This is a genomic window from Edaphobacter aggregans DSM 19364 (assembly GCF_000745965.1).
Classification (GTDB): Bacteria; Acidobacteriota; Terriglobia; order Terriglobales; family Acidobacteriaceae; genus Edaphobacter; species Edaphobacter aggregans.
Genome location: NZ_JQKI01000013.1, coordinates 85,709 through 110,502, shown reverse-complemented (window position 1 = coordinate 110,502; position 24,794 = coordinate 85,709). Strand labels below are relative to the sequence as shown.

The window sequence follows — 24,794 nt, the reverse complement described above, 5'->3', positions numbered from 1 at the left end:
CTACTTGCGCACCCGGAAGAGGCGTTGATCGTATGCTATCCACCGCGACCACTCGACCGTCACTCTGCTTGCATCCGAGTGACGCGGGTTCAGCAAATAATTCGTTGACTCCGGCGACGGCGCAGAAGGCACGGCAAGCAGCGCAGAGTAGGAGCCTTCAAGCCACGCGTCTCCCAGCATCTGCGTCGATTTGCTGTCCTCACGCCAGCTTGGATTCAAGTTCTCCGGCGCGACCGCATCGGTCGAGGTGCCATCCGCCACATGGATCTTCATCAGCCGATAGCTTTCGGGGAAGAACTCCGGAGTGCCTCTCAGATTGACGAGCACCTCGACTAAAGCCAGCGCAGGATGCTCGGCCAGGTAGACGATGCGTTTGCCTCTTCCAGCCGTGTGCCAGCGGCCCTCTGTCTTTTCTCCGCCCAGCCCTTCCAGATCGCTGTGCCTGCTGATTCGCCACAGCGTCCTCACACGTACACGCCTTCATCGATCTGCCACAGCATGTCCTCCACCAGCCGGCCGCCGGATTCGGTGTGCAGCAGGCTTAGAGGGGATCGATTGCCGATGCGTTCGTCTTGCGACCGAAGCCACCCAAGCGCCTTCTCGCGGTCTCCAAAGACCTCCTCGGCCAGTACGGCGATTCGCGCCAGGCGAACCAGCCGGTCGGTCTCCTCATGCGAGAGGTGCTCGCCCCGCGCCCTGCGGTGCTGCAGGGTTCGCGGCGAGATCACGATCTCCGAGACTTCGGAGAAGGTCAGCCCCTTATCCCGCAGAAGCGCAACCGTCTCCGTAGGGAGCCCCTGCTCCACAATCTCGGCCAGGTCGAACTGAGACTTCGGTGTAACTCCGATGTAGTCACCGATATTGGGGTGCGCAGCCATAGGAACCTCTTCCGGCATTATGCCATACATGATACTGGCAAATTGTCGCTCTAGGAGGAAGGTACCAGGCTAACGTGCAACGATTGAATGCCTTGCACAAAAAGACAGGAGGGGGGCCCTATCCGCGCCAGATAGCGGAATAGGGCACTTAGGGCTAGTCGATCGAGATCTTGCGGAGGAGCTTGAAGTCCGAGAGCATCTTGCCGGTTCCGAGCACGACTGAGGCCAGCGGGTCGTCGGCGATAGAGACCGGCAGGCCCGTCTCCTCGCGGATGCGCTTGTCGAGGTTCTTGATGAGCGCGCCGCCGCCCGTGAGGACGATGCCGCGGTCGGAGATGTCGGCCGAGAGCTCGGGCGGGGTGCGCTCGAGGGCAACTCGAATGGCGTTGATGATCGTCGCGATGCACTCGGAGAGGGCTTCGCGGATCTCGGAGTCGTCGATGGTGATGGTCTTCGGCACGCCTTCGATCAGATTGCGTCCCTTGACCTCCATCGAGAGCGGCTTGTCGAGAATGTAGGCGGAGCCGAGCTGCATCTTGATCTGCTCGCCGGTGCGCTCGCCGATCAGCAGGTTGTACTTCCGCTTCAGGTACGTGATGACAGCCTCGTCCATCTGGTTCCCGGCCACCCGGACCGAGCGCGAATACACAATGCCTGCCAGCGAGATGACGGCGATGTCCGTGGTACCTCCGCCGATGTCGACGACCATGTTTCCGCCGGGCTCGGTGATGGGCAAACCCGCGCCAATCGCGGCGACCATCGCCTGCTCGACGAGGTGGACCTCGGATGCCTTCGCCCGATAAGCGGAGTCCATGACGGCGCGCTTTTCAACCTGGGTGATCTCGGAGGGCACGCCGATGACGATACGCGGGTGCACCATCATCTTGCGGTTGTGCGCCTTCTGGATGAAGTAGTTCAGCATCTTCTCCGTGTGCCGGAAGTCGGCGATGACGCCGTCCTTCATGGGCTTGATGGCGACGATGTTGCCGGGGGTGCGGCCGAGCATGTCCTTGGCCTCTTTACCGACGGCCTCGACCTCGTTGGTGACCTTGTTCACTGCGATGATGGAGGGCTCGTTGACGATGATTCCCTTGCCGGCAGCGTAGACGAGGGTGTTGGCCGTGCCGAGATCAATGGCGAGATCGCTCGAAAACAGGCTGAAGAGGGACCGCATATTGTGGATGCGGGAGTAACGCGTCTGAAAGTTGTTCGAAGACATTTTGGGCTGGTTCGTTCCTAGAGGGCAGAGGTATTACCGCTATTGTAAGGCTTTCCTGCGAGTGTACTGCGGGAAGAGGTGTTTTGCGCTCCTGGAGGCAAAGTAGCGCAGCGGCCCGGGATTGTCACGAATAGATACAATCGGGGTACGGAGTGAGATAACAATGATTCTTGGCGTGCCGAAGGAAGTGAAAGACCACGAGAGCCGTGTAGGCGTAACCCCGGCGGGTGTTAAGGCGCTGGTTGAAGCTGGACATACGGTTCTGGTGGAGCAGAAGGCGGGAGCGCTTTCGGCCATGCCGGACGAGGAGTACGAGGCCGCGGGCGCCAAGATGGTGGCATCCGCCGACGACGTGTGGCGCCGTGCCGAGATGGTGGTGAAGGTAAAGGAACCGGTGGAGTCGGAGTACCGGCACTTCCGCGAGGGGCTGGTGCTGTTTACCTACCTGCACCTGGCTCCGCTGACCGAGCTGACGGACGCCCTGCTGAAGAAGAAGGTTACTGGCATCGCCTATGAGACGGTGCGCGACCGTACCGGAGCGCTGCCTCTGCTGACGCCGATGAGCGAGGTCGCCGGGCGGCTGAGCGTGCAGGTAGGCGCGGAGTATCTGACCAAGGAGCACGGCGGCCGCGGGCTGCTGCTGGGTGGAGTTCCGGGTGTGCCTCCAGGGAACGTGTGCATCATCGGCGGCGGCGTGGTGGGAACGAACGCGGCGAAGATGGCTCTGGGCATGGGAGCGAAGGTGACGCTGGTGGACCTGAGCCTGAACCGGCTGCGCGAGTTGGACGATATCTTCAACGGGCGCGTCTTCACCATGGCCTCGAACAGCTACAACATTGAGCGCGCGGCGCGCGAGGCAGATCTGCTGGTGGGCGGCGTGCTGATTCCGGGAGCGGCGGCGCCGAAGATCGTCACCAAGACGATGGTCGCGAAGATGAAGAAGGGCGCGGTGATCGTGGACGTGGCGATCGACCAGGGCGGTTGCATCGAGACCGCGCGCCCGACGACGCACAGCGATCCTTCGTACGTGGTGGACGGCGTGGTGCACTACTGCGTGACGAACATGCCGGCGGCGGTTCCGAATACGTCGACGCTCGCGCTGACCAATGCGACGTTCCCATATGTGATGAGGCTCGCGAAAGTTGGTGCCAAGGCGGCGATCAAGGAAGACAATGGCATCGCCGAGGGCGTGAATACGTACGACGGCGTTCTGACGTATGAGGCAGTGGCGGCGGCGCAGAGGCGCGAGTGGAAGTCCGTAGCGGAGCTGGTGTAGCCGCTCGGAGAGAGGCGGAGCGATGGCCATCACGGACAACAGGCGAAAGATCCTCGTGCTGGGGACCTGCCTGCTCGTGCTGTTTGTCGCGCTCGCGGCCCTGAATGCCTTCAATAAGCGCTTTCTCGATCCGGAGACGACGGGTCAGATCTTCATCTACACGGGCCTGTCGGTGGTGGCGTTTCTGCTCTTCGTGGCCGTGCTGGTGATGCTGGTTCGCAACGTCCTGAAGCTGTATGCGGACCAGCGCAGCCGCGTGATGGGGACGAGGCTGCGAACGAGGATGCTGTGGGGAGCGGTGCTGGTGAGCCTGCTTCCGATCTCGTTCATGTTCGCCTTCAGCTATCTGTTGCTGAATCGCGCGGTGGATCGCTGGTTCTCGCAGCCGGTGACGGAGATGCGCGACGACGCGAACCGGATGGCTTTCGAGCTGGCTCGCTATACGACGGCGAATGCGCGTGCGGAGGCGGATTCGATTGCGTCGCGCCTACTGGAGACCAAACTGCAGCGGGGCAAAGCTGCGACGGCTCTGCGAATGACTCGCAGCGAGATGGAAGCTGTGCTGCGCCAGCACGAGATCACGCTGCAGAACGGCTTTGCCGTGGTGTACGAGGAAGGACGCGCAGCGGCTTCGTTCCACGTGCCCAGCAGCGACGGAGCAACCGCGCAGGTGAGGACGTGGCTTCCGGAGCAGGGCGGCATAAGCGCCGGCGGTTCGAGAGTGGTGCGCGATGGCCAGCTGACCGAAGGCCAGCCGCTGAAAGGCCCCACGGACGCGGCGATTCTGGAGGCAGCGAAGCGCACCGACGAGCCTGTCTTCAGCCTGGGCGATACGGACTATGCGCTGGGCTCCGCGACGATGCGGCAGGGGCAGGTGGTGGTGGTGGGCCTGCCGATGCCGCACGGCATGGCGGCGACGATGACGCGGCTGCGCTCGGCTGCCGACCAGTACTGGACGCTGTTTCGTGGACGGCGCCAACTGCGCAACCTCTACATGATGTTGCTGCTGATGATGACATGCCTGGCGCTGTTCGCTTCAAGCTGGCTGGCGTTGCATCTTTCAAAGCAGGTGACGAAGCCCGTGGAGGCCTTGGCAGACGCGATGGAGGCGATCGCCGCGGGCGACTATGCGCATCGCGTGAAGGAGAGCGCGACCGAGGAGCTGGGCGAGCTGGTGGGGAGCTTCAACCACATGGCCGCCGACCTTGAGGGCAGCCGCAGGGCCGTTGACGAGTCGACGATTCAGCTGAGTGCAGCGAACTCGGCGCTCGAGGCGCGTAGGGGCGAGCTGGAGACGATGCTCGAGACGATTCCGAACGGCGTGGCGACTCTCGACCCGGAGCGGCGCATTATTCTGGCGAACCGCGCGCTGAGCGAGATGATGGACCCCGGCGGGCAGAGGCCGTTTCTGGGCTGTCCGATGGAGGAGGTATTTCCGAAGGACGTTGCCGAGGTGCTCGATCGGCTGATCAAGCGCAGCCACCGGATGGGCTCGGCGTCGAGCGAGGTCGATATGACTCCTCCCGAAGGAGAGTTTGGCGCCACGCTGAACCTGCTGGCGACGGTTGCGCTGCTCGAGACACCGATCGGCAACGAGCGCATGCGCCGCGAGCACAGGGGCTACGTGATTGTGCTGGAGAACGCGACGGAGCTTCTGCGTGCGCAAAAGCAGTCGGCGTGGAAGGAGGTCGCGCGACGCGTGGCGCATGAGATCAAGAACCCGCTGACGCCGATCTCGCTGAGCGCCGAGCAGATTCGGAGGCACATCGACCGGCTGGCGGAGACGCTGCGTTTCCACGCGATCGAGTCGCCTTCGCCCGCGGTGATACACCGGTCGAGCGAGGTGATCTCGAGCTCGGTGGAGAGCATGCGGTCACTGGTGGATCAGTTTGGCGCGCTCGCCGAGTTTCCGACGGCGCAGCCGCGGCCCGCGGACCTCAACACCATCGTCGAGAACTCGCTGGCGATGTTTGCGGGGCGTATGCAGACCATCACGGTCGTCAAGTGGATGGGCAAGAATCTTCCGCTGGTGATGGCCGACCCTGAGGCGCTGAAGCGCGCGATCGGCAACCTTATCGACAATGCGGCAGAGGCGATGCAGTCGAGCCTGCTGCGCGAGCTGAGAATCACGACGAGCCTGCTCGAGAACGGCATGGTGGAACTGACCGTCGCAGATACGGGTTCCGGCCTGACGGACGAGATGCGCGAACGCCTCTTTCTGCCGTACTTTTCGACCAAGCAGCGCGGCACCGGGCTGGGGCTCGCGATTGCGGCGAAGATCGTTCAGGAACATCAGGGGACGATTCGCGCGGAGAAGAATGTCCCCGCCGGCGCGAAGTTCATCATCGAGCTGAGGGCCGCTGCAGGCGCGGATGGGGGACAAGAAGGGTCTGCAACAGCGGTGCACGGCAACGGGGGAGTGACGGCTTGAACCACGTGTTGATCGTCGACGACGAGGCGGAGATTCGCGAGTCCCTCGAGGGCATCCTGCGCGAAGAGGGATACGTGGTGACGACCAGCGCGACCGCCACCGAGGCGCTGGAACTGGTGCGCGACGCCGACTACGATGTGGTGCTGCTGGACATCTGGCTGCCGGATCGCGACGGACTGGAGACGCTGGGAGAGATTCGTCGGCTGGAGAACGCCAGCGTTCCCGAGGTCGTCATCATCAGCGGTCACGGAACCATTGAGGCCGCAGTGCGTGCGACGAAGCTGGGGGCGTACGACTTTCTCGAGAAGCCGTTGTCGCTCGAGCGGACGCTGATCGTGGTGAAGAACGCGATGCGCGCACGGCAGATGCGCGAGGACAACGCGGAGTTTGCGCGGCAGCTGACGTCGCGGTCGAACGTGACCGGACAGAGCGTGGCGATGAAGGCGTTGCGCCAGCAGATCAAGCTGATGGCCCCAACCAATGGCCGCGTGCTGATCTACGGCGAGAGCGGCACCGGCAAGGAGCTGATCGGCAAGGCGATGCATGCGGCGAGCCTGCGCAAGGACCGCCCCTTCGTCGAGCTGAACTGCGCGGCGATTCCTGAGGATTACATTGAGAGCGAACTCTTCGGCTACCGCCACGGCGCGGTTCTCGGGGGCCCGCAGGAGAAGCGCGGAACCTTCGAGCGCGCCGACGGCGGCACGCTGTTCCTGGATGAAGTGGGCGACATGAGCCTGAAGACGCAGGCGAAGGTGTTGCGCGCGCTCGACGAGCAGAGATTTCTTCCGGTAGGTGCCTCGCATCCGGTTCACGTGGATGTGCGCGTGATTGCGGCGACCAACAAGGACCTCGAAGAAGAGATCGCGCGCGGAAACTTTCGCGAGGACCTCTTTTATCGCCTGAACGTAATTCCGTTTTACGTCCCACCGTTGCGCGATCGCAAGGAAGACATCCCGCTTCTGGTGAAGGAGTTTCTCGAGGAGTTCGGCCCGCGCTACGGCAGACCGCACATGGAGATGACCGAGGATGCGCTGGCTGCGCTGCGCCAGTATCACTGGCCGGGGAACGTGCGCGAGCTGCGCAACCTGGTGGAGCGCGTGCTGATCCTGAACCCGAAGATAAATCGCATCGAGAAGAAGCACCTGCCGATGCTGGTGTATCGCGGACCGAAGCTCACGGAGTCGGGACGCATCAACACGAAGAGCGAGGAGTTCTCAAGTCTGGTGGAGGCGCGCGAGGCTTACGAGCGTGAGTTCATCCTGAAGAAACTGGACGAATTTCACGGCAACGTGAGCCGCGCGGCCGAGGGGCTGGGGCTCGAGCGCAGCCATCTCTACCGCAAGATGAAGGCGCTGGGCGTGACGGTCAAGGAATAGTCATTCCTTCAGCCAAACTGCGCAAGATCCTTCATCTGCGCAAGGATGCGCTCGAGGTAGAGCTTCTCCTGGCGGACGTCTTCGATCTGCTGCGGGCCGGAGGTCTCACGTTCGATGGTAACCGCGCCCTTGTAGCCCGCAGAGCGCAGGCCGCTCAGGACCTTCGCGAAGTCGACCTCACCCTTGCCGATGACGACCTCTTCGCCGAGCTCCGACGGATTCGTCGGCCACTTGCCGTCCTTGGCGTGCGTGGAGCGAACATACGGACCGAGGATCTTGACTGCGTCGACGGGGTTGGCCTTGCCGTAGAGAATCAGGTTAGCGGTGTCGAGGCCGACGCCCAGCGCTGGATGATTGATGTCCCGGATGACGCGAAGCATTGTGGTCGGGGTCTCCTGGCCGGTCTCCATGAGGAAGCGCTGGCCGTTGCCGGCGCAGTGCAGCGTGAGTTCACGAATAGCGGCAATAGTCTCTTCGTAGAGCGGATCGCGCGGGTTCTCCGGGATGAATCCGCAGTGCGTCTGCACCTTGTCGATGCCGAGCAGCTTCGCGAAGTCGGACGTCTGCTTGAGCGCATCAACGCGCGCAGCGCGGTAGGCGCGGGGAACGACTCCAATGGTCGAAGGACCGTCGAGGAAGTTCCACTTGAGTGGTTCGGGGCGGACGACCTCGGCGGTGGTGGCGATGACCTGGTGCCGGTCGAGAGAGTCACGCAGCGTAGAGGCGAGTACCGGGGTGAACTTGCCGATGTAATCGTCCAGCGAGAGGAAGCAAGTGGGTATTCCGAGCTGGCGGACGACGGCTATCGCTTTGTCGGGATCCGGGAACGGTTTGATGAGAAGGCCAAGCGCGAAGGGTTCATAGCGGGGCGCTATCGGTTTTTGCGCCAAGCCGTTGTATTCAAGGGCAAGCGCTGCGGCGGCCTGTGCGGAGAGCCTTAGAAAACTGCGTCGATCGGTGCGGAGGCTTTGCTGCAGGTAACCAGTGGGCAAACTTCCCGCCTTTCATGGTTGTAAGGTGCAAGGTGTCGCGGCACGCCGCTGGCGGTAACAAAAGCCAGCGATTGTTTAGTTGGAGGAGAATATGGGCTCAGTTTATTCGCCGTCAAGATGAGCGCATCGTCTCGGCTGGCAAGAGACTGCACCGCGAAAGAAGCTCGCGATCACGGCCGAAGTCGCAGTCGATAGCGAATGGTTCCGGGCTCTGCTCCGTCGCCATCGAAGACGAGGCCGCACTTCTCCATCACCCGAATGGAGCCTGTGAGCGACGGAAACGTGTGGGCGATGATGCTGGTAATTCGCGTGTCCGCGCGCAGGTGATCGATCAGAGCGCGCGTGCCTTCGGTCGCGTAGCCCCGGCCTTCAAAGGATGGCAGGATGCTGTAGCCGATCTCGCATGTGGCGGGCGGATCGTCTTTGGCGAAGGCTCCCAGACAGCCGATCAGCGTGCGCGCTCCATTCGGCTCCGGCAACGCAACATAGCGGTGCCAGCTGGCCTGGTCCGGATGAGCGGCGAATTGATTGAGCATGAAGGTGAGGACGTGCGGCTCCCAGTGAATGGGAGGCCACTCGGGATGAATCGTGCAGCCGATGGCCGCGCCGAGCAGATGGAAGTCGCCGTCGGCGGCCTGCTCGGCGAGGATGGTGTCGGGTGTAATCGCGACTAGCGCCAGGCGAAGCGTACGAATTTCTTTGATAATAAGTGGCGATGACATTGCGAGGATCTCCTGAACCGTTTGGAAGGCGTAGCGAGGCCCGAGAACCAAGAGCAGCTTCGGGCAGGGACACGCGCGATTCAGGCAGTCATAGGAAGGGCTTGAGTGTAGCAGGGAATCAGTGTCCGGTGCCCTGTTTGGCGGCGATCTCTTCCAGCTGCCGGCGCCAGTCCAGGTCTTCGACGAAGGTGGAGGAGCTGCGCCAGTCCTCATGCACCTTCACGAAGAGTTCGAGGAAGACCCGGGTCCCGATGAGAGATTCGATCTCCTTGCGGGCCGTGGTTCCGATGCGCTTCAGCATCTCGCCGTTCTTTCCGATCAGGATGGCCTTCTGGCCGGCGCGCTCGCAGAAGATTGCCGCGGCGATCTTCGTCACAGGCAGCTTGCCGTCCTTCGTCTTTCGCATCGAGGCAGGCTCTTCGTACTTCTCGATGACGACGGCGGTCGCGTAGGGGACCTCTTCGCCGGTGAGCAGAAGGATCTTCTCGCGGATGATCTCGGCGACGAGGAAGCGCTCGGGCTGGTCGGTCAGCTGGTGCTTGGGGAAGTAGCGCTGACCATCTGGAAGCTGCGCGACCGTCTGGTCGAGCAGAAGGTCGAGGCCCTGCTTCTTGCGTGCGGAGATGGGAATCACGGCAGCGAAGTTATGCAGCGCGCTCCAGTGCGCGATCAGCGGGAGAAGATCGGCTTTGGGAACAGCGTCGATCTTGTTGAGCACGAGGATGACCGGGCAGGAGAGTTTGCTGACGAAGGAGAGCGCGAAGTCGTCTTCCGCGGCGGAGAGCTTGCGCCGCTGCGCTGTGGGAGATTTGTTGGTATCGTCGTTCTCGCGCGGCAGACGGTGCGTGACGTCGACGATAAAGAGTACGAGGTCGCGCGACTCGAGCGCGTCCTGCACCTCCTGCATCATGCGGCGATCAAGCTGCGTGGCGGGCTTGTGGATGCCGGGCGTATCGACGAGGACGACCTGGGCAGCGGGGCGGCCGGCGTCGGTCTTCGTCTTCTTGCGCAGAGGAACTTCAAGAACGCCATGGATGCGCGTGCGCGTCGTCTGGGGCTTGTGGGTGACGATTGCGAGCTTCTGGCCGAGCAGGGCGTTCAGCAAGGTGGACTTGCCCGCGTTGGGGCGGCCGATGATGGAGACGAAACCGGAGCGAAATGCCATTGCTCCTTATTATGCGCCGCATTATGCGGCGGCGTTTCTTCAGTTACACTTCTCCCGTATGAAGTACACCCTTTGGAATCTTTCTCTTACATTGTCCCTGGCGATTATTTCCCTCGCGGCTGCGGCACAGCCGCCCCAGAAGCCTGCGCAACCGGCCGATCAGGCCGTACGACCAGCAGGGCCGGTCCGTTCGCCCGAGGTCCACGCCGATCGCACCATTACGTTTCGGTACCGCGATCCGGCGGCCCTGAAGGCTGCAGTGGCGATCGATGTGAACGGCGCGCCGCTGCCCATGGAGAAGGATGCAGACGGTATCTGGTCGGTGACGACGCCTGCGATGGCTCCGGAGATCTACGGCTATCATTTCGTTGTCGATGGAATATCGCGGCTGGACAGCTCGAATCCACAGGCCACTCCCAATCTGGTGGGTCTGTCAAACCTGGTCGAGGTTCCGGGCGATGGACCGCAGCCATGGGATGCAAGAGACGTTCCGCACGGCATCGTGCACCATCACACCTACAAGACAGCGACGGTGCTTGGCCTGTCAGAGAACCAGAGCGACTACTACGTCTACACGCCTCCGGGCTACGACGAGAAGGCGAAGCAGTCTTATCCGGTGCTCTACTTGCTGCACGGCTGGAGCGACGACGCCTCGGGCTGGACCGCGGTCGGACAGGCGAACCTGATCCTCGACAATCTGCTGGCCGAGGGAAAGATCAAGCCGATGGTGGTGGTGATGCCTCTGGGCTACGGCGATATGGCCTTTGTCCACGACCACGACGTCTGGAACCACGCGTCGACCATCGACCACAACGTCTCCCTCTTCGAGAAGTCCCTGCTGACCGAGGTCCTGCAGCAGGTGGAGGCGGAGTATCGCGTCTCGAAGAGGCGCGAGGACCGCGCCATCACAGGGCTCTCGATGGGCGGCCTGGAGTCGCTGACGATCGGGCTCGAGCACACGGACATGTTCGCCTACGTCGGCGGATTCAGCTCGGCGGTCCATCAGCTGGACGCCACCCAGACATTTGCAACGCTTGACCCGAAGAAGGCGGACCTGAAGCTGCTGTGGATCGCCTGCGGGGTGGACGATCAGCTGATCGCGCCAAACCGGAAGTTCATCGAGTGGCTGAAGGGAAAGAACATGCCCGTGACCCAGATCGAGACGCCGGGTCGGCATACCTGGTCGGTGTGGCGCGATAACCTGATTCACTTCACTCCGCTGCTCTTCGGGGAGAAGTAGCGCGGAATGATGCGTGCGGCGCGACTGGTAGCGGTGCTCTGCTGCGGGCTGACGGCGTTAGCCCAGCAGGCGGCGAAGTTTCGCTCGACGGAGACTCACGCAGACCGCAGTGTGACCTTCCGGTTCTCCGCACCAAAGGCCGCAAAGGTTGAGCTGCTGCTCGAGAACCGCGCGGCGAGACTTCCCATGCACAAGGAAAACGATGGCGTCTGGACCGTGACGACCGAGCCGCTCGCGCCGGAGATCTACGGCTATCGCTTCGCGGTGGATGGACGCGCCGAGACGGTGCGCGATCCGCAGAACCCCGCGAAGCGTTACGGCAACAGCCTTCTGGCGATTCCGGGAACACCGCCGAAGCCGTGGGAGCGGACAGCTGCTCTGCGGGGCACCGTGACCCATCACACCTACACGACGAAGACGGTGGTGGGGCTGCCGGCGAACCGCAGTGAGTTCGTGGTCTACACCCCGCCGGGATACGACCCGAAGGCGCGGCCGTACCCCGTGCTCTATCTGCTGCATGTCTGGGGGGACGATGCCGGCAGCTGGGTTGAGTTCGCGCAGGCGGACGTCATTCTCGACAACCTGATCGCCGAGCGAAAGGCCCGGCCGATGGTCGTGGTGATGCCCCTGGGCTACGGCGAGATGAGTTTCACGAAGGACTACAAGGTCTGGGACGACCGTGCGGCTGTAGCGCGGAACCTCAGCCTCTTCAGCAAGGCTCTACTGACCGAGGTGATCCCGCAGGTCGAGGGGGCGTACAACGTCCGGCTGGACGCTGCAGGGCGGGCGGTCCTTGGCGCCTCGATGGGCGGGCTGGAGAGCCTCGTCGTCGGGCTGAACCATCCGGAGACCTTCGCCTGGGTGGGCGGCGAGAGCGCCGCGTTGCAGCATCAGGACTTCGGGGAGCTGCTGGCGTTGTTTTCCCCAAAAGCCCCGGGGCGGCGGCTCGTCTGGATGGTCTGCGGCAAGGACGACGAGCTGGCCGGTGACAACCGTAGGCTGGCCGACTGGCTGCAGGCGAAGGGGCAGCAGGTCAACTTCGAGGAACCGGATGGGACGCACAGCTATATTGTCTGGCGGGAGGGGTTGGTCCGGTTTGTCCAGGTGATCTTTCCGGCGGGCGGTTGATACGGGCGGGCGGAGCCGCCGTCAAAGATGCACCAGCGCCGCCAATCTGCACGACGGGGCTGCTCGCGGGATAATAAGTGCAAGCGCATGGAATCCTTCTTCAGTCGATATAAAAACGTACTGGTCCTGGTGACGGTCCTGCTGGCGCAGACCATCGGCCTGGCCATCCAGGTGCGCCGTCCCGTGGAGTCGGGCGCCCCGGACAGCGAGAAGGTGACGCTACTGCGCCACTGGGTGGTGGCGATCGTCATGCCGTTCGAGAGGTTCTTTCACGGCATCGGCTACAACGTGCGCCACGGATGGACCAACTACGTGGACCTGCGCAACACCCGTCAGCAGAACCGCGACCTGCAAAACGAGATCGCGCGCCTGCGGCTGGAACAGGCACAGCTGGCCGAAGACGCGATGCAGGGCCATCGCCTGCAGGAGCTGCTGAAGTTCCAGCAGCACTACGTGGCCTCGACGGTCGCAACGCAGGTCATTGGAAACAGCGGCACCGACCAGTCCCGCGTGCTCTACATCGACAAGGGAGCGAGCGACGGCCTGAAGGTAGACCAAGCCGTGATTACGCCCGATGGCATCGTCGGCAAGCTGCGCGAGGTGTTTCCGCACACCGCGCAGGTGTTGATGATTAACGACCAGACCTCGGGCGCAGGCGTCCTGCTGGCTTCGACGCGCATCCGCGCGATTCTTCACGGCAGCCAGGGCGGGCGCATCGTGATCAACAATCTCACGCCGGACTCCCGCATCAAGCCGGGCGAGCAGGTCCTGACCTCCGGCGGTGACCAGGTCTATCCTCGCGGGCTGAACGTCGGAACGATCGAGTCGATCGCGCCGGACCCGGAGCACCAGCCCTACACGACCATCGTGGTGAAGCCGGCAACGAACCTCTTCCAGCTCGAAGAAGTCCTCGTGATCACGGGGACGCAGAGCGATCTCACCGCGCAGGCCCGGAAGGACCTGGCCCAGGGAGTCGCGACGGCGCAGGAGATAGCCGCCGCAAAGGCCGCCGCCGATCAGGCCGCCGCCGAAGCCGCGGCGAAGTCAGCCGCGCAGATCGTCTCCGCCAGGCTGCCCAGCATTCATGAAGCAGAGACCGCCCCGGACCCGAATGCTCCGGCAGGCGCGGCAGACGCGGAGAAGCCCACCGCGGCAAATCCCGCGGGCGTAGTCCCGAAGCCTTTGCCGACGCTGCATCCGGACCGCTACACCCCGGGGACGACGCCGCCGGCCTCCTCGCTCACACCGGGTGCCGGACATCCTGAGGGCCATGTTCCCAGCTCGTCCACGCCGTCGCCAGCCGGCGAGCGGACCGCACCGCCGCCCGCAGATGCCGCAGCGCCCTCGACGAAGAAAGACACGACAAAGCCGGAGGCCACGAGTCCTGACAACTGAGATGCCGAGCCTGAGTTACACATCCCGCCGAGAGCTCGAAGAGCACAGCTTCTCGCCAGCGGTCACGCTGCTGGTGCCTGTGGCGGCTATCGTCTTGCAGGTGCTGCTAGCGAAGCTCTACTGGCGGCTGTCCATCCTGGACCTTCCCCTGATCGTCGCAATCTTCTTCGCCGTCTCGCGGCGCAACCCCGCGGCCGGAACCCTCACCGGCGCAGCCATCGGCCTGGCGCAGGACGCTCTGACGGGCCGTCCGATCGGCGTCAACGGCATGGCCAAGTCGGTGATCGGGTATATCGCGTCCAGCATCGGCGTGCAGGTGGACGTGGACAATCTCACGACGCGCGTGGTGATGAACTTCGGCTTCTCGCTGCTGAACAGCCTGCTCCTGTTTCTCATCAACCGTCGTCTGCTCGGACAGGCCGACCTCCATCTGCAGTGGGTCCACGAGCTGATACGGGCCGGGGCCAACACTTTGGTTGCGGTCCCGATCTTTCTTCTGCTCGACTATACGAAACGTCCCGAATAGCGCGATGAAACGTCTAACTTCTGTTCAGGAACAAGCATGGAACTGACCCCACAAAGCGAGCTGGAGCTGGGCAAGGCCGAAAAGCTGCCGGCATCGAAGCTGCACGCCGCGCAGTACATCATCGCGCTCGTGCTTGTGATTCTGGCCGCCGGCCTGTGGCGCCTGGAGGTTGTGGGTGCGGACAACTTCCGCGCGCTGGCCGAGGCCAACCGCATCCGCAAGGTCCCTGTGCTTGCGCCGCGCGGCAGGCTCTTCGATCGCGAAGGCCGGCTGCTGGTGGATAACTACCCGTCCGTATCCTGCTTCCTGCTGCGGGAGCAGGTGAAGGACCTGAACGTGGACCTGCCGCTGATCGCGCAGGGGCTTCACATCTCCGTCGACCAGATTCAAGCCACCATCAAGCGCTATCAGTCCTCTCCGAAGTATCAGCCCATTCCGCTCAAGCAGGACATCACTCCCGACGAGCAGGCCTTCATCGAGGCCCATCGCAACGAGCTACCCGAACTCGAGACGCTCGACGAGCAGCGCCGCCTCTATCCGCGCGATGGCTTCGCGGCGCACCTCATCGGCTACGTCGGCGAGATCTCCGAGGACGACCTCAACAAATCGAAGTACGCCTTTTATCAGCCGGGCGACGTGGTCGGAAAGTCAGGCGTCGAGGCCACCTACGACGCTGTGCTGCGCGGCGTCGACGGCAGTCGCGACGTCATCGTCAATTCGCACGGCAAGGAGATAGGCCGTCTCGGCCAGACGCTCGCGCAGCCGGGTAAGGACCTCAAGCTGACCATCGATCTCGATATTCAGATAGCTGCCGAAAAAGCTCTGGAAGGCAAGACTGGTGCGATCGTCGCGATGGACCCGCATACCGGCGAGATTCTTGCTCTTGCCTCGCGCCCCACCTTCGATCCCAACCAGTTCTCCGTCCGGCTCTCGAAGAGCTACTGGAACGAGATCCTCACCAATCCCGACCATCCTCTTCTAAACAAGGCCATCCAGGCCCAGCTGGCCCCGGGATCGACATTCAAGATCATCATGTCCTACGCTGGGCTTCAGGAAGGCATCGCCCAAACCATGCACGTGCCCTGCAATCACGGTGCGACCTTCTACGGACACTACTTCTCCTGCGACCGCAACCACGGTATGGTCACCATCGACAACGCCATCCCCTACTCGTGCGATACCTTCTATTACACGCTCGCCGACCGCCTCGGTATTGACACCATGGCTCGGTACGCTAACTCTGTCGGCTTAGGGCAGAAGACCGGTATCGACCTCCCCGACGAGGTCTCGGGCACCGTACCCTCAACCGTCTGGAAGATGAGGAACTTCCACGAAAAGTGGTACGCCGGCGAGACGATATCGGTCGGCATCGGTCAGGGTGCTGTCACCGCAACCCCCATCCAACTCGCTCGTGCGCTCTCCGGCATCGCCTCAGGCGGAGTCCTCCGGCGTCCCCATGTTGTCTTTCCTGATGAAATTCCTCCGGAGGAACTGGAAGCGGTTCATGAGACCTTTCCCGGGTCCGGCGAAAAGACCATTCCTCTTTCCCCTGAGAACTGGCAGACGATCACCGACGCCATGTACGCCGTAACGTCCTCACCGATTGGTACTGCCTACATTGCCCGCCTGGAAGGCATCGACTTCGCAGGTAAGACCGGGACGGCGGACGTCGTCGGCGGGCGTCAGAAGAACAGCACGAACAAGAGCACCATTCCTAACGCCTGGTTTGTAGGAATGACACCCCGTCGCAACCCCGACATCGTCGTAGCAGTTCTGTGGGAGCACGGCTACTGGGGCAATAACTCCGCCAGGCTCGCATCAGGAATTATCAATGTTTTTGTGGAGAAGCAGCGGAAGCGTAACAACAACATCCGCATCGCCGAGACACCAAAGCCGGTGACGACAGCTTCATCGGCTCCGGAAGGAACCGCTACGACCACAGCGCCGCCGCGGCCGACCAGCAATTAACGGGACATCAGAGCAGAGCGGGGAGCATACTAAGGCTATGGCTACGGCCCATGCAATTTCGGCGGAAGAGCGCTTTATCTCCGAAGAGGAGTACCTACGAACAAGCTATCGGCCTGACTGCGACTATGTGGACGGGAGGGTCGAAGAGCGGAACGTGGGCGAATACGAGCGCGGACGTGTGCTGCACCTTCTGGATAGAATCTTTGGAAACCATGAGAAGGAATGGGGAGTGATCACCGTTCCGGAGTGTCGTCTTCAGGTCGGCCCGAAGCGCTTACGGATTCCCGACCTGCTGGTTCTGCGCCGCGGGCAAAAGGTGAACCGCATCGTCCGGGAGGCCCCGCTGCTCTGCATTGAGGTCCTGAGTCCGGAAGATACCTGGGCAAAGATCCGAGCGCGCCTGAACGACTACCTCACCATGGGAGTCGAGCACGTGTGGTGTTTCGATTCCGATGCGCGCGAGGCCCGCAGATACACGGCAGACGGCTTTGAGGTGGTTCGCGAGGCCGAACTGGCCGTCGCCGGAACGTCGATTCAGGTGAATGTTGCGGAGGTCTTTTCGGTTCTCGATCAGGACTAGGGCGACTCCCTGATCCAACCGAACTGAGCAAGTATGTTTCGTCTCTCCTCTTACCGCGACTTCGACTGGGTCCTTCTCGGCTTCGTCATGCTGCTGTCGGTCATCAGCGTGCTCGAGATCAAGTCGGCGACGCTGCACACCAAGTTCCACGGCTTCGAGACCAAGCAGATCGAATTCCTCGTCGTAGGCATCGTGCTGCTGTTTCTCGTCTCGATGATCGACTATCACCGCCTGATTGACATCGTCCCCTGGGCCTATGGAATCAGCATCCTCTCGCTGATTGCCGTCAAGCTGGTCGGCCAGAAGGTGCTGGGCGCGCGCCGCTGGATCAATCTCGGCGGCGGCGTTCACTTCCAGCCCTCGGAGTGGGTCAAGCTCGTTCTGATCATCGCCGTGGCGCGATACTTCTGGAACCTCGGGGGCAGGGAACTCAGCTGGACCGACATCGGTAAGGCCTTCGTCCTGGTTTGCGTCCCGATGATGCTGGTGCTGGCGCAGCCGGACATGGGAACCTCGCTCACTTACCTCCCGGTGCTGCTCTGCGGGCTCTTCCTCGGCGGAATCCGCTTCAAACAGGCTGCGATTCTCGCGTTGATCTTCGCCGTGCTCATCGGAGGCGCCTGGAAGAGCGGCAAGCTGCTGAAGCCCTATCAGAAAGCTCGCCTGACCTCGTTCATCGACCCCGACGCCGACCCCAAGGGCAAGGGCTACCAGATCCGCCAGTCGCTCATCGCCGTCGGCTCGGGAGGCATCTGGGGCAAGGGAGCCAACAAAGGAACCCAGACCCAGGGCGACTTCCTGCCCATCCCCTACACCGACTTCATCTTCGCGGCCTTCTGCGAGGAGCACGGCTTCGTCGGCGCGGTTGGCGTGCTACTGCTCTACTTCCTCATCCTCATGCGACTGATCCAGAACGCGCAGACCGCCGCCGACCTGCCCGGAGCCTTCCTCATCATGGGGGTCGTCGCCGTCATCACCTTTCAGATCGCCGTCAACGTCGGCATGGTCGTGGGGCTGATGCCGGTGACTGGAATTCCCCTGCCGCTGATGAGCTACGGCGGATCGTCCATCCTGTTCACCTTCCTCGCCCTCGGAATCGTCATGAACGTCCGGATGCGCAGGTTTGTTAACTGAAGAACTCTCCCCCCACTGGCGGCTGTCTCGTCTTTAGTGCAATACTAGGGACAGCACCTGACCGGCGGTAGATGCCACGTCAGTGTTTTATCCCCGCTCCTGCCAGGCGCACGCGCCGGAGAGCGGCGAACAAGATTTGAAGAAAAGGCCGGCCAGGCGAGAGATCGAATCCGTTGGCCGGACAGGTTTCAGGGAAGATGAGTGCATCCGGATGGCAAACGGCCCCGCCTCAAGCGATTGATCTTGAGGTTGTTATGGTCACAAAGTCCGCATGCCCGCAGCTGCTGCTCGAAGATTCCCCTGGCGTATCCGATCTCTGCGGTCCCGCACCATCCCGTTCCCGGGCCCCGCGGGCAGAGTGGTTTACCCATCTCGTGAACGGATCTCCGTTCATCGTCCAATCGAGTCTACGCTCCTCCCGCACCCTGTCCGTCCCAATGGTGAGTCTTCCTTAGCGATCGCAAAGGAAGACTCCCGATGCTCTCCGCCTCGTCTGCCGCCCACCATCGGGCAGAAAGAAGAGCAGAGCACAATGTCGAAGGAAATCTATATTTCAAGCACGCCGCATGAGACGCGGCTTGCCATCGTCGAAAACGACGCACTCACCGAGATCTACTACGAGCGCGAAAACGAATACACCTTGGCCGGTTCGATCTATAACGGCCGCGTAACCCGCGTGCTGCCGGGCATGCAGTCCAGCTTCGTGGACATTGGCCTCGAGCGTGACGCCTTCCTCTACATCACAGACTTTATGGAGGAGGCCGGAGATTCGGCCGACTTCGAGGCCGAGGGATCGCAGCGCGGCGGACGCCGCGACGGCCGCGACGGCCGCGACCGCGGAAGCCGCGAGCCAGTAACCCTTGAGGGCAACCAACTAGGCGACGATTCGGGTCGTTCTGGGGAGCGTCCGTCGGAGCGTTCCGACCGCGGAGACCGTGGCCGCGGAGGCCGTGGCCGGCGTGACCGCCGCGACCGTGGCGGCAATCGGGACCGCCAGCCCGCCGAGTACGCCGCATCACCTGAGGCCGAGACCCCGTACCCCGCACCGTATCCCACAGAAGAAAACTACGTCGCAGACGAGCCAAGCGAAGAGATCCGCGCCGACCAGCCCGAGGCCGCACTCGGCGAAGGCGCTCCCGGAGCCGATGGAAGCCGCCGCTGGCGCGGACGCCGCGGACGCCGCCGTGGCCGTGGCCAGCGCGACGATGCACGCCAGCAGGCCATCGGAGCCACAGAGCCGCAGGCCAATGTGGCGGACACCGACCCCTACGAGTCGTCCCTCGAGATCGACGGCTCAGCCGAACCGCAGCGTGAGGCCGCCGCTCCAGGATTCGCCTCCGGAGTTAACGAGTTCCCGCAGGAGAGCTTCAACCGCGGCGACCGTTCTGGAAGCACAGACCGCTCCGGAAGAGGCGATCGTGGCGGGCGCGACGATCGTGGCCGCGGCGGCCGTGACCGCGAACGTGGCGGACGCCGCGTCCCACGAGGCTTTGCTCCCCGCACCTCCTTCTACGGCATCGAGAGCGCATATGACGAGACGGCTGCGCAGGATGCACCGGCGCTCGAGCCGATCGTGCTCCCCGGCGAGTCGCTCTCGAAGTATCGCACCAGTGGCGAGCAGCCGCAGGCAAGCGCACCAAAGCTGGCCGAGCCGGTCGTGGCCGCCCCCTCCGCTCCCAGCTTCGAGATTCCAGCCGGCTGGGACGGCGGCCTCGTGCTCCCCGGCGAGTCGCTCTCGCGCCATCGCAGGCAGGAGCGCCAGCAGCCCGTCGCTGAAACCACCGCCATCGCTGTCCCGGAATCCGTAGCCGCCGTGCCGGAGGCCATCGAAGAGACGATTGTGAGCGAGGCGCAGCCCACGAAGCTCGCCGAGCCGGCCGACTACGAGCCCACCGAAGCCTCCGTCTCCTACCGCTTCGACCCCATTCCGCCCAGCGAGTTCCGCCAGAGCGCGCCGGAGGAGGTTGAGCCCGAGGTCGAAGAGACCGTCCTTGGGCATCCCGAGGAACACACCGAGCTGCCCCACGCCGAGATCGAGCAGCTTGAGCTCAGCCCCGCCGCGCCCGAGCCGCAGGCAGAGCATATCCACCCCACACCCGCGCACGAGCCCGAAGGCGTCACCCACGAGATCACCTCGATCCACGGCAGCGGCGAGATGGACTCGCCCGCGCCGGTCGTCGCCGACCCCGTCGAGGCCGAGGCCGCGCACCAGGCCTTCGAGCCCGGCACCGGAGCGATCGAAGAGGAAGTGATCGACGATGAGGACTACGACACCGCCATGCTGCATGCCTCGTCCGTCGAAGAGCTCGACGATCTCGACGAGGAGGAGACGCTCGAGGGCGCAGCCGACCTCGGCACGATGATCCGCGAGATGTCGATCGACGAGATCACGCGCTCCGGCGTCGAAGACGAAGACGACCTAGAGGAAGAGGACGCGATCCACGACGGCAGCTTCGAGACCTTCGAGGCCGACCAGATCGACGAGGCCGAGGAGACCGAAGACGGCTTCGTCCAGGAAGAGGACGTCGAGGGCGAGCCGCTGGCCGCCGCCGAACCTGACGGCACGGTTCCGGCGACCGATCGCTCGCACGACTTCGACCGTCGCCGCGGACGTCGCGATGGCCGTCGTGGTGGACGCGACCGCGCCCGTCACGCCGGAGGAGGCGGCGGCGTAGACCGCGATCGCAACGGCGGACGTGGCCGTGGCCGCAGCTCCATGCAGGCGACCAATCTTCCCGCTATCAGCGAGCTGCTGAAGCCCGGCCAGGAGATCCTGGTTCAGATCGCCAAGGAGCCCATCGCCAAGAAGGGCGCGCGCATCACCTCGCACATCGCCCTTCCCGGACGCTTCCTGGTCTTCATGCCCACCGTCAACCACACCGGCGTCTCGCGCAAGATCGAGTCCGACTCCGAGCGCCGCCGCCTGAAGGAGATCCTGCTCAGCGAGAAGGGCGACGCCGCCGGCGGCTTCATCGTCCGCACCGCCGCAGCCGGCGCAACAGAAGAGGAGCTGCGCAGCGATCTGCGCTTCCTGCTCAACCTCTGGGCCGACATCAAGCAGCGCTCCGAGTCTTCGAAATCGCCTGCGCTCATCTACCACGACCTCAACCTCGTCGAGCGCATTCTGCGCGACCAGGTCACCGACACCTTCTCCGCCATCTGGGTCGACAGCGAGAGTGAGTACGAGCGCGTGCTGCGCTTCCTGCAGCGCTTCCAGCCCTCGCTCATCCGCCGCGTCAAGCTCTACACCAAGGAGACACCGCTCTTCGAGCAGTTCGGCATCACGGAAGAGATCAACAAGGCGCTGCGTTCCAAGGTCTGGCTCAAGTCCGGCGGCTCCATCGTCATCAACCAGACCGAGGCACTCGTCGCCATCGACATCAACACCGGCAAGTACGTCGGCAAGACGGCGCGGCTCGAGGACACTATCGTCAAGACCAACCTCGACGCCATCCCCGAGATCGTGCGCCAGATTCGCCTGCGCGACCTCGGCGGCATCATCATCATCGACTTCATCGACATGGACGAGCGCAAGAATCGCAACCGCGTCATGGCTGCACTCGAAGAGGAGCTGAAGAGCGATCGCGCTCCATCGAAGATTCTTCAGTTCAACGACTTTGGTCTCGTCGCTATCACGCGCAAGCGCGTCAAGCAGTCGCTCGAGCGCACGCTCTCCACGCAGTGCAACGTCTGCGCCGGTACCGGCATGGTCAAGTCGCCCGTCACCGTCTGCAACGACATCTACGTCGAGATGCGCAAGATGGCGCGTCACCTCGATCGCGGCGACGTCATGCTGCGCGTCCATCCCGATGTCGTCAAGCAGCTCAAGTCATCCACCAAGTGGTTGCAGGAGATGGAGGAGATCGTCGGCAAGACCATCCTCGTCAAGTCCGACCCCAGCCTTCATCCCGAGCAGTTCGACATTCACTAGAGCCCGCGATTTCTGCGTGATTAGGGGCATCCCAAACGGGTGCCCCTTTTTGTGTTCTCCTGTAACCGTCACAAACCCGGCATCTTGCCGTATATCCAAAGTCCGGATTTCTGCGTCTTACATACACAACAAGCCCGCCCAAACAGGGTTACTGATCTTCAGGAAGTACCGATCACAGGGAGTCACACGGATGCACTTGATCAAAAGGAATAGTCTCACTGCGGCGCTGGTTCGTACTGCGGCCATTACTCTCCTCGGCGCTGCTGCCACGCTCTCTCTTCACGCACAGGATTCCTCCTCGGCGCAACCGGGAAAGGCAATCAATCTCAAGGCTCTCCTGATGGCTCCCGTAGATCTCACGAAGCCCGAAAACCTCAGCTACAGCTCAAGCGTTGGCGCCGACGAGACGGCATCGGCTGAGGACTTCGACCTTCGTACCGGCGCAGAGCAGCCCCCGCCGCGCCGCCCCTACAGCCGCCGCCCCAACTACAGCGACAAATGGCACCATCCCGACGGCTCGAATAAGTACACCTTCGCTGCCGGCGGCGGATTCGTCTCGCCGACCGGCTCCTCCGGCAAGGAACTCGACCTGAGCTGGAAGTTCCAGGCCGCCGGCGGCTACAACTTCAACAAGAAGTTCGGCGTGCTGCTCCAGTACGACTACGACAAGTTCGGCCTTACCGGCGGCAACCTCGACCGCCAGTTCGCCCGCTACAACTCCCTCGGCGTCGTCGATCAGAACGGAAACCCCGTCAGCTTCCAAGGCCTCGACGGCAATGCGCACATCTGGTCCATTACGCTCAACCCGATGTACACCTTCTACCAGTCCGACACGAAGGGCGCGTATGTCATCGGCGGCGGCGGCTTCTACCGCAAGATCACGAACTTTACCCTGCCCCAGACCGGCGTCTACTGCGACTTCTTCGGCTTCTGCTACGTCTTCACCCAGAACCAGACCTTCGATCACTACTCCAACAACGCAGGCGGCCTGAGCGGCGGCATCGGCTTCACCTACCGCTTCTCGCGCTTCGCCTCCGAGAAGCTCTACGCCGAGGCCCGGTACGAGTGGGTCGACAACTCGCAGAGCACGAACTCGATCAACGGCCTCTACCCGGAGAACAACAAGCGCACCGGATTCTTCCCGGTTACCGTCGGCATCCGTTGGTAGAGATCACATCAGCGAAAGCAAAGGCCCGGCAAAAATCGCCGGGCCTTTCTGTCTGCATGGAACACAGACTTACTGCTTCATCGCAGCCTCAACGCCACTCGCCTCATGCGGAAGATCGGCGACCAGATCCACCAGCTTGCCGTCCGCGTCCACGTAGAAGACGTCCTCGATGCGCACGCCGATGCCTTCCTCCGGAATGTAGATGCCCGGCTCGATCGTGAACACCATCCCTTTGTCCAGCGGCTTCGAGTAATCCATCGGGTCATGCACGTTGATCCCCACCGAGTGCCCCAGCCCATGCACGAAGTACTTGCCCAGCGGCTCGCCGTGCAGGTCCTTGCCGTGCGTGTTGATGTAGTCGAACGCAACCTTGTCCAGCGTGTCCTTCACCTCAGGCCCGCGTTGCGTGACGCCGCCCAGCCTCATCTTGCCCGCGACAAACGCCGCCGACGCCGCCCGCTGCGCACCCAGCACAATGTCGTAGATCTCCTTCTGCCGCGCCGTAAAGTGACCGTCGACAGGCATCGTGCGCGTAATGTCCGACGCATACATGCTGTACTCGCCCGCCTCGTCGATCACCACCACGCCCCCGGCCTTCATCGTCGCCGAATTCTCCGAGTAGTGCAGCGTCGTCGAGTTCTCGCCCGAACCCACGATCGGCGCATAGCTCGGCCGCTCGCATCCCTCCTGCATCATCTTCGCAATCTCAACGCCAGCAACCATCCGCTCGCGCACGCCCGGCTTGATCGCCCGCATCCCCGCCAGCTGCGACGCCATCGAAGCGTTCGTCGCCTTGCGGATCAGCTCGATCTCTGCCGGACTCTTCACCGTGCGCAGCGCCATCGTCAGCGTGCGCACATCGTGCGCCTGCAGTCCCGCGCCAATCCCCAGCGCCGCCGCCGAGAAGTCCACCGCCGCCTTCGACTGCTGGCTATCCAGCTGCGACCAGATCGTCTGCCCACGCCTCCGGTCCTCGCCCACGAACTTCGTCATCACCTCGGGCAGAGAAGTGATCGGCATCACGGCATCCACCCCAATCTTCTCCGCAGCACCTGGGGAAGCCGCGTCCAACTTCGCACCTGTGTACTTCTCGGTGATCAGGTCGCGCGCCGGCAGAAAGAGAATCTCGCTGTACCCATGCGCGGGAACCACATCGCCCAGCCGCGTCGTCCTCTCCGGACCCGGCCCAATGATTACCAGCGCAGCCCCCGGCTCGTTCCACCCCGTCAGATAGTAGAAGTCCTCATCCTGCCGGTACGGCATGAAGTCCAACACCGGCTCCTCGGCCGCAAACAACACGGCAACCCCACCCTCCAGCTTGCCGGCCAGGGCAACGCGCCGCTGGCGGTACTCCGCCTTGGGGACAGAATCGAGTGCACACAAGGTAATCGGGGTGCAAAGAAATACAAGCGCAAGAACACAGCGAAGCTTCATAACGATTCTCGGTTGTTCAGAAGTTTTGCTACAAACTTTCCCTTCAGCGTCAGTCGAACCCGGTCTTCTCTTCCGAGAATGAGTGTACGCATACGGAAAACCAAAAACCTCTTTTCGGGGCGTACTTCAATCTCAGACCATGGAATAAAGAGGGGAGGGTGTCCGAAGCGGAATAGAAACAATATCCCTAGGTACAATCCTTCCCGGTTGCTACTGAGCCAGAGCACATTG

Annotated in this window: 19 protein-coding genes; 12 read left to right on the top strand and 7 right to left on the bottom strand. The window is 62.8% G+C overall.

Translation table 11 applies throughout. The annotated features are described in order from the left end of the window. The 3 genes from Q363_RS06290 to Q363_RS06280 form a co-directional block, all read right to left on the bottom strand. The gene (locus tag Q363_RS06290; RefSeq protein ID WP_035348719.1) at nt 1-468 is read right to left on the bottom strand and encodes an RES family NAD+ phosphorylase; all 468 of its coding nucleotides are present in this window, start codon (nt 466-468) and stop codon (nt 1-3) included. Next, nucleotides 465-878 carry a type II RES/Xre toxin-antitoxin system antitoxin gene (parS, locus tag Q363_RS06285; protein ID WP_051978451.1) on the bottom strand — a complete coding sequence of 138 codons (414 nt, stop codon included), beginning with the start codon at nt 876-878 and terminating at the stop codon, nt 465-467. Before parS ends, Q363_RS06290 begins: the two co-directional genes overlap by 4 nt. A 154-nt stretch (nt 879-1,032) precedes the next feature. Beyond that, complete coding sequence (locus tag Q363_RS06280) at nt 1,033-2,097, bottom strand: rod shape-determining protein (RefSeq protein WP_035348715.1); 1,065 nt, start codon at nt 2,095-2,097, stop codon at nt 1,033-1,035. 163 nt (nt 2,098-2,260) lie between these two features. Here Q363_RS06280 and ald point away from each other — a divergent pair, with 163 nt between their 5' ends. From ald to Q363_RS06265, 3 genes are read left to right on the top strand one after another with little or no spacing between them, the layout of a single operon-like run. After that, nucleotides 2,261-3,373, top strand: coding sequence for an alanine dehydrogenase (gene ald / locus Q363_RS06275; RefSeq protein WP_035348713.1), 1,113 nt, complete (start codon nt 2,261-2,263; stop codon nt 3,371-3,373). Between the two features lie 22 nt (nt 3,374-3,395). Further along, on the top strand, nt 3,396-5,804 hold the full coding sequence (locus Q363_RS06270; RefSeq protein WP_051978450.1) for a sensor histidine kinase: 2,409 nt from the start codon (nt 3,396-3,398) through the stop codon (nt 5,802-5,804). Then, nucleotides 5,801-7,180, top strand: coding sequence for a sigma-54-dependent transcriptional regulator (locus tag Q363_RS06265; RefSeq protein WP_035348711.1), 1,380 nt, complete (start codon nt 5,801-5,803; stop codon nt 7,178-7,180). The genes Q363_RS06270 and Q363_RS06265 overlap by 4 nt, the downstream gene beginning before the upstream one ends. Nucleotides 7,181-7,188: 8 nt before the next feature. On the opposite strand, the gene Q363_RS06260 is transcribed toward Q363_RS06265, so the two are convergent. The 3 genes from Q363_RS06260 to era all read right to left on the bottom strand — a co-directional run bounded on the left by Q363_RS06260 (nt 7,189) and on the right by era (nt 10,059). Beyond that, nucleotides 7,189-8,172, bottom strand: a complete 984-nt coding sequence (locus Q363_RS06260) for a sugar phosphate isomerase/epimerase family protein (RefSeq protein ID WP_051978449.1) — start codon at nt 8,170-8,172, stop codon at nt 7,189-7,191. Between the two features lie 170 nt (nt 8,173-8,342). Continuing rightward, nucleotides 8,343-8,894, bottom strand: coding sequence for a GNAT family N-acetyltransferase (locus Q363_RS35780; RefSeq protein ID WP_051978448.1), 552 nt, complete (start codon nt 8,892-8,894; stop codon nt 8,343-8,345). 118 nt (nt 8,895-9,012) lie between these two features. Further along, nucleotides 9,013-10,059: a GTPase Era gene (era, locus tag Q363_RS06250; protein ID WP_035348710.1), complete on the bottom strand. Its 1,047-nt coding sequence runs from the start codon at nt 10,057-10,059 to the stop codon at nt 9,013-9,015. On the opposite strand from era, the gene Q363_RS06245 reads away from it, so the two are divergent. From Q363_RS06245 to Q363_RS35775, 9 genes are all read left to right on the top strand, one after another. Then, on the top strand, nt 10,028-11,299 hold the full coding sequence (locus Q363_RS06245) for an esterase (protein WP_245632062.1): 1,272 nt from the start codon (nt 10,028-10,030) through the stop codon (nt 11,297-11,299). The genes era and Q363_RS06245 overlap by 32 nt on opposite strands. 33 nt (nt 11,300-11,332) lie before the next feature. After that, on the top strand, nt 11,333-12,427 hold the full coding sequence (locus Q363_RS06240; protein ID WP_084080086.1) for an alpha/beta hydrolase: 1,095 nt from the start codon (nt 11,333-11,335) through the stop codon (nt 12,425-12,427). Nucleotides 12,428-12,514: 87 nt separating this feature from the next. Continuing rightward, nucleotides 12,515-13,822 (top strand): rod shape-determining protein MreC, encoded by a 1,308-nt coding sequence (gene mreC, locus Q363_RS06235; RefSeq protein ID WP_035348705.1) that lies wholly within the window; start codon nt 12,515-12,517, stop codon nt 13,820-13,822. A gap of 1 nt (nt 13,823) precedes the next feature. Then, nucleotides 13,824-14,348 (top strand): rod shape-determining protein MreD, encoded by a 525-nt coding sequence (gene mreD / locus Q363_RS06230; RefSeq protein ID WP_035348702.1) that lies wholly within the window; start codon nt 13,824-13,826, stop codon nt 14,346-14,348. Nucleotides 14,349-14,384: 36 nt separating this feature from the next. Next, nucleotides 14,385-16,316 (top strand): penicillin-binding protein 2, encoded by a 1,932-nt coding sequence (gene mrdA, locus Q363_RS06225; protein WP_035348699.1) that lies wholly within the window; start codon nt 14,385-14,387, stop codon nt 16,314-16,316. 37 nt (nt 16,317-16,353) lie between these two features. Further along, the gene (locus tag Q363_RS06220) at nt 16,354-16,896 is read left to right on the top strand and encodes a Uma2 family endonuclease (RefSeq protein ID WP_035348698.1); all 543 of its coding nucleotides are present in this window, start codon (nt 16,354-16,356) and stop codon (nt 16,894-16,896) included. A gap of 33 nt (nt 16,897-16,929) precedes the next feature. Then, entirely contained in the window at nt 16,930-18,030 is a 1,101-nt protein-coding gene (gene rodA / locus Q363_RS06215) for a rod shape-determining protein RodA (RefSeq protein WP_035348696.1), read from the top strand. Nucleotides 18,031-18,562: 532 nt separating this feature from the next. Further along, entirely contained in the window at nt 18,563-21,961 is a 3,399-nt protein-coding gene (locus Q363_RS06210; protein ID WP_035348695.1) for an Rne/Rng family ribonuclease, read from the top strand. Between the two features lie 190 nt (nt 21,962-22,151). Next, nucleotides 22,152-23,129, top strand: a complete 978-nt coding sequence (locus Q363_RS35775) for an outer membrane beta-barrel protein (protein ID WP_051978447.1) — start codon at nt 22,152-22,154, stop codon at nt 23,127-23,129. A gap of 69 nt (nt 23,130-23,198) precedes the next feature. Here the strand turns inward: Q363_RS35775 and Q363_RS06200 are convergent, their stop codons facing one another. After that, nucleotides 23,199-24,563, bottom strand: coding sequence for a M24 family metallopeptidase (locus tag Q363_RS06200; RefSeq protein ID WP_035348694.1), 1,365 nt, complete (start codon nt 24,561-24,563; stop codon nt 23,199-23,201). Nucleotides 24,564-24,794: the final 231 nt, after the last annotated feature.